Annotated in this window: 11 protein-coding genes; 4 read left to right on the forward strand and 7 right to left on the reverse strand. The window is 35.5% G+C overall.

What is annotated here, in order from left to right:
- Both AOG54_RS08100 and AOG54_RS08105 read right to left on the reverse strand, forming a co-directional pair.
- The coding region (locus AOG54_RS08100; protein ID WP_055032597.1) for a nitrilase-related carbon-nitrogen hydrolase at positions 1-635 on the reverse strand (635 nt) is incomplete at its 3' end.
- A 29-nt stretch (positions 636-664) separates the two neighbouring features.
- Entirely contained in the window at positions 665-1,033 is a 369-nt protein-coding gene (locus AOG54_RS08105; RefSeq protein WP_054963993.1) for a NifB/NifX family molybdenum-iron cluster-binding protein, read from the reverse strand.
- 89 nt (positions 1,034-1,122) lie between these two features.
- Between AOG54_RS08105 and AOG54_RS08110 the strand changes: the two genes are divergently transcribed.
- Entirely contained in the window at positions 1,123-1,494 is a 372-nt protein-coding gene (locus tag AOG54_RS08110) for a hypothetical protein (RefSeq protein WP_054963999.1), read from the forward strand.
- A gap of 4 nt (positions 1,495-1,498) precedes the next feature.
- Here AOG54_RS08110 and queC read toward each other — a convergent pair whose 3' ends face one another.
- Positions 1,499-2,221, reverse strand: coding sequence for a 7-cyano-7-deazaguanine synthase QueC (gene queC, locus AOG54_RS08115; protein ID WP_201779099.1), 723 nt, complete (start codon positions 2,219-2,221; stop codon positions 1,499-1,501).
- Positions 2,222-2,254: 33 nt separating this feature from the next.
- On the reverse strand, positions 2,255-3,196 hold the full coding sequence (locus AOG54_RS08120; protein ID WP_054963992.1) for a 2-hydroxyacid dehydrogenase: 942 nt from the start codon (positions 3,194-3,196) through the stop codon (positions 2,255-2,257).
- Between the two features lie 109 nt (positions 3,197-3,305).
- Between AOG54_RS08120 and AOG54_RS08125 the strand changes: the two genes are divergently transcribed.
- Both AOG54_RS08125 and AOG54_RS08130 read left to right on the forward strand, forming a co-directional pair.
- Complete coding sequence (locus AOG54_RS08125) at positions 3,306-3,977, forward strand: DedA family protein (RefSeq protein WP_054964534.1); 672 nt, start codon at positions 3,306-3,308, stop codon at positions 3,975-3,977.
- Between the two features lie 26 nt (positions 3,978-4,003).
- The gene (locus AOG54_RS08130; RefSeq protein ID WP_054964222.1) at positions 4,004-5,233 is read left to right on the forward strand and encodes an MFS transporter; all 1,230 of its coding nucleotides are present in this window, start codon (positions 4,004-4,006) and stop codon (positions 5,231-5,233) included.
- Between the two features lie 3 nt (positions 5,234-5,236).
- On the opposite strand, the gene AOG54_RS08135 is transcribed toward AOG54_RS08130, so the two are convergent.
- Positions 5,237-5,845, reverse strand: coding sequence for a histidine phosphatase family protein (locus tag AOG54_RS08135; protein ID WP_236692480.1), 609 nt, complete (start codon positions 5,843-5,845; stop codon positions 5,237-5,239).
- Between the two features lie 78 nt (positions 5,846-5,923).
- Between AOG54_RS08135 and AOG54_RS08140 the strand changes: the two genes are divergently transcribed.
- A complete protein-coding gene (locus AOG54_RS08140) occupies positions 5,924-6,472 on the forward strand; it encodes a hypothetical protein (RefSeq protein ID WP_055032598.1) in 549 nt (182 codons plus the stop codon).
- Positions 6,473-6,496: 24 nt separating this feature from the next.
- Here the strand turns inward: AOG54_RS08140 and AOG54_RS08145 are convergent, their stop codons facing one another.
- Both AOG54_RS08145 and AOG54_RS08150 read right to left on the reverse strand, forming a co-directional pair.
- Positions 6,497-7,723, reverse strand: coding sequence for an MBL fold metallo-hydrolase (locus AOG54_RS08145; protein ID WP_054964334.1), 1,227 nt, complete (start codon positions 7,721-7,723; stop codon positions 6,497-6,499).
- Positions 7,724-7,734: 11 nt separating this feature from the next.
- On the reverse strand, positions 7,735-7,995 hold a 261-nt coding region (locus tag AOG54_RS08150; protein ID WP_449222431.1), incomplete at its 5' end, for a phosphorylase family protein.

A 7,995-nucleotide genomic window follows, 5' to 3' on the forward strand; every position in this document is an offset into this window, starting at 1 on the left:
GTGCTTATACCTGTGAAATCGCCCCCAACAAGATTGGAACTTGCAACATAAACCGTATTCTCAAGCGCCCTCACAGAAACAAGGTTAAGCCACTGCTCCTCCTTAACCGGGCCTGAAAACCACCCAGAAATTATTACTATTAAATCTGCACTGTTTAATGAATAATTTCTGAATATTTCTGGAAATCTTATATCATAACATATTACCATTCCTATTTTAAAATCGTTAATTTTAAAAATATCAAAAGGGCCATTTCCATGTGAATATAGATCTGATTCCTTAAATCCAAAGGCATCGTATAAATGTGTTTTTCTATAGAAACTGGAAATGCCAGAGTATTTGTTTATATAAACTGCTGTATCGTATATCCTATTTTCATATTTTTCATGAATCCCTGTTATTATGTCGATTTTATATTTTTGTGAAATTTTTTCAAGGCTTTGTACATACCCACCATGAATGTTCTCGGCCTCATCTGCCGGTTTAATGCCTTTATAATAGCACATATAGTACTCTGGAAAGACAACAAGGTCTGCATGATTTTTGCTGGCCAGCCGGGCATAGTTCTCAATATTTTCAAGGCTTTTTTCCTTGGTTTCTGGAGGAGTAAGCTGTGTTAAGGCAATTCTTATCATAAATTAAAAATATATAATGGGATAAAAATTTATTTGTTTTCCATATCATGGTGTGGTTCATGTGTGGGCTCTGTAATCTCCCTTAATTGATTATTAATAAAGGCATTAATCGCATCTTTTTCATTTAGACCTCCCGAATCGTACATTTTTATTTTATTTTTAACAAATCTGAATCCGGGACCTCCCATTTCAGACACTATAAGGTACCTAACATTTTTTTCAAGAATTGATTTAAGCATGTATATGCCCCTTGTCATGGAGGCCTTAAGGGCAGGGTTTTCGTATGATTCTATCATTTTTGCATTTTTTCCATCAATGCTGTAAATATGGATTTCCATGCCCTCACCGGGCCCGGTAACCTCATCACCTGTTACTGGTACTGCTACTAGTTCTCCCATAAAGCATAATATGTAAATCACTTATATAAACATGCATCTATTCTGTAAATAATTGCAAAAAAATAAAAATAATGTTGAAATTTGATAAAATGGATGGACTTGAAAAACTTTTATGGTCCGTATCTGGCCTAACCGTTCTGCAGATGACGCTGGGTTTTTATCTTTCACAGATTTCAAACCCTCTCAATTCCAGAATGCTGTATGTTCATATAATTACCGGCACATTGCTTTTTATACTTGCATTAATATTAATTAAACCATCCGGAATTAATAAAAGGCTCAGGAATCTCTCGGTTGTAAATTCGGGATTAATTGTACTAACGGGCATAATTGGCTCAGGCTTTATAATTTTTAAAAATTCAACATTTTATTCAACATACATGCCATATCCACATTTCCTGCTTGCAATAGGAATTATTAGCAATTATGCGGTCATGCTGGGAATCAAAAGAACCCTTTAAAATCTTATAATTTATGGCCTGTCCTTTTGCAGTATTCCACATAAAAATCTGGATATGATTCGTATTCTATATCATCATAATCATTTGCATCCATGAAGCCTTTCAGCCTTAGTAGGCACGAGTCACATTTTCCACAGGCCTTTTCCCTTCCATTATAGCATGACCATGTTAATTTATATGGCACACCAAGTCTTCTTCCAAGTTTTATTATATCACCCTTTGAAAGATACTGCAACGGTACCATGATTTTAAAATTTTCCTTGATGCCAAATTCTGTGCCAAGATTTAATGCATCATTCATAGCATTGAAAAATTCCGGCCTGCAATCTGGGTATCCGGAATAATCTATGGCATTTGCCCCTATGAATATGTATTTTGCATTAATTGTTTCAGCATATGCGGCTGCAAGGCTCAAAAATATTGTATTTCTTGCCGGAACATATGTTACTGGTATATCATCTGAAATATCGTTTAAAGATCTTTCCGGGACCTCTATATCAGATGTTAGGGCTGACCCTCCAATCTGCCTTAAATCTATATTTAATATCTTTAGATCTAAATTATAGTACCTGCAAATTTCCCTTGATGAGTTTAATTCCTTTGAATGTCTCTGTCCATAATTTATGCTTAAGGGGTATACCTTATAACCCATCTTTATTGCATATGCCATGACTGTCGGTGAATCCAGGCCGCCAGAGATAAGGCAAACAGCATTCATGTTATCCATGTAGCTTAATTATTATCATGTATAATAAAAATGTTATTTTTTTATCTCATATATAAGCGGCTTACCGGACAAACCATTAATAAGATTGCTGACTGCAACCTCTGCCATCTTTTTTCTGGTATTATCCGTTGCACTGCCTATATGCGGGGTTAATACAACATTATTCATTTTCAATAATGGATTATTATTATCAATTGGCTCTGTTTCGAAAACATCGAGTGCAGCACCTGCAATTATACCAGAGTTGAGGGCTGATATTAGGTCTTTTTCATTTATAACCTTTCCCCTGGTGCCATTTATAATAAATGCTGTTTTTTTCATCTTTTTAAATTTGGGCATGTCCATAAAATGGTATGTATCCTTATTATAATCGAGGCATACGAATAAAAAATCAGAATTTCTAAGAACATCATCCAGTGGCATAAATTTTGCATCAACATCATGTTTATGCCTGCTGTAATAAATCACGTCCATGTTAAATCCCCTTGCACGCCTCAATATTGCATTTCCTATTCTGCCCATTCCAAGAATTCCTGCAGTCGCGCCATGAACCTCGGCTCCAAGCATGAATTCAGGGTTCCAGCCTGATTTCCACTTATCTTCCCTTACGATTTTATCACCCTCAACAATTCTTCTGGCCGCGGCAAGCATTATGCCAAAGATAAGATCTGCAGTTGTTTCCGTGAGAACCTCCGGTGTGTATCCTATTTTAATTCCCTTTTTTAGGGCATAATCAACATCTATGTGGTCATATCCAACACTGTAGGTGCTTATAACCTTTAATTTTTTACCCAAGTCTATTAAATTTTTATCTATTTTTTCATTTAATGTGATTAAAATTCCATCAGCATTTTCTATATTTTTAAGAAGCCATGCATTCGCATCCTCTCCCTCAGGCCTTCTTATAATATTTATTCCATTTATTGAATCAATATAATTTCCAGGTAAATCATGTGTAACAAGGACATTGTACATGTTTATGTGTAACCAAAATTATTATTTATTATTTTTTAGTTTCTTTTAATTCATTTTTTGTTTAACAATTAACTTTTAATATACAATTATAATTGGTAATTGATTAAAATTGAGTGTAATTACAGAATTAACGGTATATATAATAAAGCTTGTTGAGAACTTGATATTAAGCCTTGGGTATTCTGGTGTTTTTATACTGATGCTCTTGGAGGGCATGCTTTTACCAATACCATCAGAGGTTGTCATGACATTTTCAGGCTATTTAGCATATTATGGTTTAATGGGTGGCTTTGATTCAATAATCAATGTCATTTTATTATTAATAATTGGCTCCGTGGGCGACCTTGTTGGTGCATTAATAGCATATGCAATAGGTAAATATGGCGGTGACCCATTCATTCTTAAATATGGAAAATATCTGATGCTTAAGAAGGATACAGTGGACAGGACAAAGGCATGGTTTGCCGCCTATGGTGAGCTTTCTGTTTTTACCACAAGATTTTTACCTGTTTTCAGAACATTTATTTCAATACCTGCTGGCATGGCACTGATGAGCCTTAAAAAGTTCTCATTTTTTACACTCCTTGGTGATCTGATATATGATGCAATACTAATATACATTGGTATAGTCCTTGGTTCCAGATGGGAGGTCATACTAAAATATTTTGACCAGTTTTCATATATTGCGGTCATCATCTTTATTGCCATAGTAATTTATGTTTATCTCAAATTAAGATCAAGGAATATAAAAACTTTAAAGAATGGGAAAACAAATAAATAATATATTAGTAAACTATATAGAATATTATGTTTTCCGATTCATCTGAAATTGTTAATAAATCATTTAATTTTCTTCTTGTTTCAAGGGCAACCAGGAGTGCTGCCCTTATTTTTGTGACATTATCCCTGCCATTATATTTACATTTATTGCATTATTCCTTAATTTTTATTGGACTTTTATATGTGCCAATTACACTATTTAATATTATTTTAATATTAATACTTGGGAGGCTGGGTGATTCCATAGGATATTCAAAGGTTCTTTTATTAAGTGAGATATTTCCTGTTTTTGGCCTCTTATTAATTACAGTCTCAACAAACATTTATTTTATTGCCACCGGTGCAATTATAGCCGGAATAACAGGAAGTGCCGGAGGCATGCGTGGTGCCTTCTCACCGGGAATGACTGCATTTGTGGCAAATAACTATCCGGATGAATTGCAGAGGGTAACAAAATTATCACTCCTCACGGCCACAGCATCGTTTTTCTCAATATTTGGCGGGATATTCCTTGGCCTTTATACATTTCTTTCGAGGATTACCGGTGCGTTAATGTTCTACAGAATATTCTTTGCAATATCGCTGATTTTAATTATATCATCTGCACTTGCACTTTCAAGGTTAAGGGAATATAAAAGGCCCAGGAAGACCACAAGGGTCATGAAAAAGGAGAGCTTTTCATACATGCTTAGAATAATAATACCAAACAGCCTTAATGCAGCGGCCATAGGAATAGCCATGCCGTTGCTTCCATTATGGTTTGAGCTTAAATATCACATAGGGGCAGGATATGTTGGTGATATATACACCATATCGTATGCTGCAACCGCACTTGGGTCATTCATATCCGGCAGATATTTAAATGGCCATTTTGATGGCCTTAAAATAGCATCCCTTGCGAGAATTCTTCAGGGATTATTATTTGCAGTCATAGCCTTTGTGCCATTTTTATATATAACTGCAGGAATATATATTATTAGAATGGCTGTGGCAGGGATAGGATCACCATTGAGGGGCGCAATCAATGTTAGGGGAATAAATAAGGAGGACTATGGCACATCCACAGGCATACAGGGTGTTTCCGGAAGGGCATCGCAGCTTACAAGTGGATCATCCGGATATTTAATGGATTTTAACCTTGCATTTCCGCTTCTAATAGGGGGATCAATACAGGCCGTTGGTGGGGCACTATATTACATTATGGTTAAAACATGGAGGCCGGGAAATGTTGCAGGCCTTAAAAAAACAAAAGCCTGAATTTTAATAAAATAATTTTTTTATTTCCGGGTCAAGATTTATTGCCCCAAGGCATAAAACCTTATTTTTATCTGAATCTATGACAGTCATTGATGCATTTTTTATATCTATGCCAAAGCTGTCATCCTCGGTCCAGCCAAGGTAATATGATGCTATTGCCCTTATTGGGTCTGAATGCGATACAAATATATATTTTCCGTTAAAAATATCCATTGCAGATTTTACCCTTGATATCATGTCATCCCAGTCCTCCATCCCTATTAAATTCCTTATGCTGCCTGTTATATGTGAATTCGGATACAGCGGATTTGTAAACTCATTTATCTTCTTTTCCTTGGCCCTGCCAAGATTTACCTCTATAAGCCTTTCATCAGTTTTAACATCAATATTAAGAACTTCACCTATGATTTTTGCAGTTTCAAATGCCCTTTTTAATGGGCTCGATATTATTCCGTCTATTTTTATCCCGCTTAACTGCTCTGCAGTTCTTCTGGCCTGTGCCATTCCCTTTTCTGTTAATCCGCTTACATCACTGTCCCCGGAAAGGACTCCGAGTACATTTATATTGCTCTCCCCGTGCCTGATAAAAATATATTTTCCCATTAATTGCATATAACATCGGTGTTAATATTTATTTATAATTATATTTAAAAACGTAAAATCTTTATATAGACAAAAAATAAGCGCTAAATGAAGGGGAAACAAAAGGCCATCATTTCTGCAGTAATAGCAATAATAGTAATTTTATCAGGCATTTATTATTTAACCGTTGAAGAGTCGCATTTTGGATTTCCGAATTCAGATGATGCAGGACATATTGTTGGTTCAAAACTTAATGAAACAAAAATAGAAACATCAGGCCCGGGAATAAATTTTATAAAATCTGAGCGTGTTGCATATTATAATACTTCAAGCAAAAATATGGTATTAAATATAACCGAATTTGAGGACAACAGCTCAGAAATAGCTCACAATTCGTATATTTATGAAATACATTTATATAATGTAACCTATGGATATAAAATTATTAAAAGCAATGCAACATTAAAGGGATTTAAATACACGGAATTTTATTCTATAGGCGATATTCTGAGCATTGGAGAAAAGGGTAATATGCAGTTTATTATAAATTTATATTTAACAAATAATACATATTATTTAAAACCTGGAATATATACAATGGAAATAAATGGTGTTTCAAATATTACAATAAATCAAATGGCAAAAAGCCCATTTTAAATAAAATTAAAAAATTATAAAAAATTATAATTCAAATTCATGCCCGTTGAATGGAAGCACAAAGTTATATTCAGGTATTGCCTCCTGAAGTTTTTCTCTCTGGTCTCCATGGCACAGCACTATTGTTTCCGGGTCAATCTCCTTAATGAATTTTACCAGATCAGAATGACCTGCATGGGCAGATAAATCAAAGAAATCAACCTTCATTGCCGGCTTAATTGTTGCACCGGCTATTTTTATGGTACCGTTTTCCATCAGACTCCTGCCATTTGTGCCGTCAACCTGGTATCCTGTAAGGAATATTGCGGATTTTGGGTCCTGTGATAATGCATCGATATAGCCTAAAACAGGCCCGCCATCAAGCATTCCTGATGTTGTTATAATTATATCTGCCTCCTCAAGGGCCTCCTTTCTCATTCTGTTATTCCTTACCTGTATTACCCTGCCCATGGATTTCCTGAACATTTTTGGATCCTTGAGGAATCCTGGTGTGTCCATGTAAATCCTTGAGATACTATTACCCATACCGTCAACGTAAATTGTGTAATTCATATCCCTTAAAATCATTACCATTTCCTGTGTCCTTCCAATGGCAAATGTGGGCAGGATTACCTTGCCGCCGTTATCAATTGTTTCCTTTATGCTATCCTTAAGCCTTTTTATGACCTCCTCCCTGTCCTCATGGTCCCTTCCTGCATATGTGCTTTCCATTATAAGTATATCTGTTTTTACAGGCTTTGCACCTTTTAAAAGGTTTGTATCCCTTGTGTATAAATCACCTGTTATCATAAATGATTTTGAATCCTCGAACCACCACATGCTTGATCCGGGTATATGGCCGGCTGAATATGCCTTTGCAGTAAGATTTCCAACCTCAAATGGCTCGCCATAGTTTGCTGTTACAAGAGAATTAAATAAATTGCTTATATCATCCTCATTGTACATCTTTGTATAATTTTCAAGGTTCATTATCTTTAATGAGTCCTTTAAAATTGGAACTATGCTGTTTGCAGTCATTGCCGTTGCATGCAGGTTTGCACTGTAACTATGGTAGTATACGGGCAATGCGCCAGTATGATCCAGATGTGCATGCGTTACAAATATGTCATCCACCTTTTCTGGTGGTAATGGGTACTCTGGTGGCTTTTCTGGCTCTATGCCGTAATCCACCATTATCCTGCTCTGCTTATCCTCTATTTTTATTGCCAGTCTTCCGACTTCCTCGGCGCCTCCGAGAAATTTTATTTTCATTTTTTTCACCTCTATGCTTTCGCATTTTCTAATCTCAAAGAACAGTTGCAATTTCTTTGATCGTTAATTTTAGGAATAACATTATATAATATATCTGAAACCTTTTTTTCATTTTCCTTCATAATATTCATAACATCAGAGGCCTCCACTGCAGTATCAGACCATGCATCATAATCTGTAACAGTGGCTATCATGCCATAGCACATTGATAATTCCCCCGCAAGATTTATTTCTGGAACAAGCGTCATGCCTATTATATCACCAAATGTATG

The sequence above is a fragment of the Acidiplasma aeolicum genome (genome assembly GCF_001402945.1).
Classification (GTDB): Archaea; Thermoplasmatota; Thermoplasmata; order Thermoplasmatales; family Thermoplasmataceae; genus Acidiplasma; species Acidiplasma aeolicum.

What these genes read in the sequence shown, in the direction of transcription:
- AOG54_RS08120 (WP_054963992.1), bottom strand. Translation starts at nt 3,196, where the DNA reads ATGTACAATGTCCTTGTTACACATGATTTACCTGGAAATTATATTGAT.
- AOG54_RS08110 (WP_054963999.1), top strand. Translation starts at nt 1,123, where the DNA reads ATGGATGGACTTGAAAAACTTTTATGGTCCGTATCTGGCCTAACCGTT.
- AOG54_RS08135 (WP_236692480.1), bottom strand. Translation starts at nt 5,845, where the DNA reads ATGCAATTAATGGGAAAATATATTTTTATCAGGCACGGGGAGAGCAAT.
- AOG54_RS08130 (WP_054964222.1), top strand. Translation starts at nt 4,004, where the DNA reads ATGTTTTCCGATTCATCTGAAATTGTTAATAAATCATTTAATTTTCTT.
- AOG54_RS08145 (WP_054964334.1), bottom strand. Translation starts at nt 7,723, where the DNA reads ATGAAAATAAAATTTCTCGGAGGCGCCGAGGAAGTCGGAAGACTGGCA.
- AOG54_RS08140 (WP_055032598.1), top strand. Translation starts at nt 5,924, where the DNA reads ATGAAGGGGAAACAAAAGGCCATCATTTCTGCAGTAATAGCAATAATA.
- AOG54_RS08105 (WP_054963993.1), bottom strand. Translation starts at nt 1,033, where the DNA reads ATGGGAGAACTAGTAGCAGTACCAGTAACAGGTGATGAGGTTACCGGG.
- queC (WP_201779099.1), bottom strand. Translation starts at nt 2,221, where the DNA reads ATGGATAACATGAATGCTGTTTGCCTTATCTCTGGCGGCCTGGATTCA.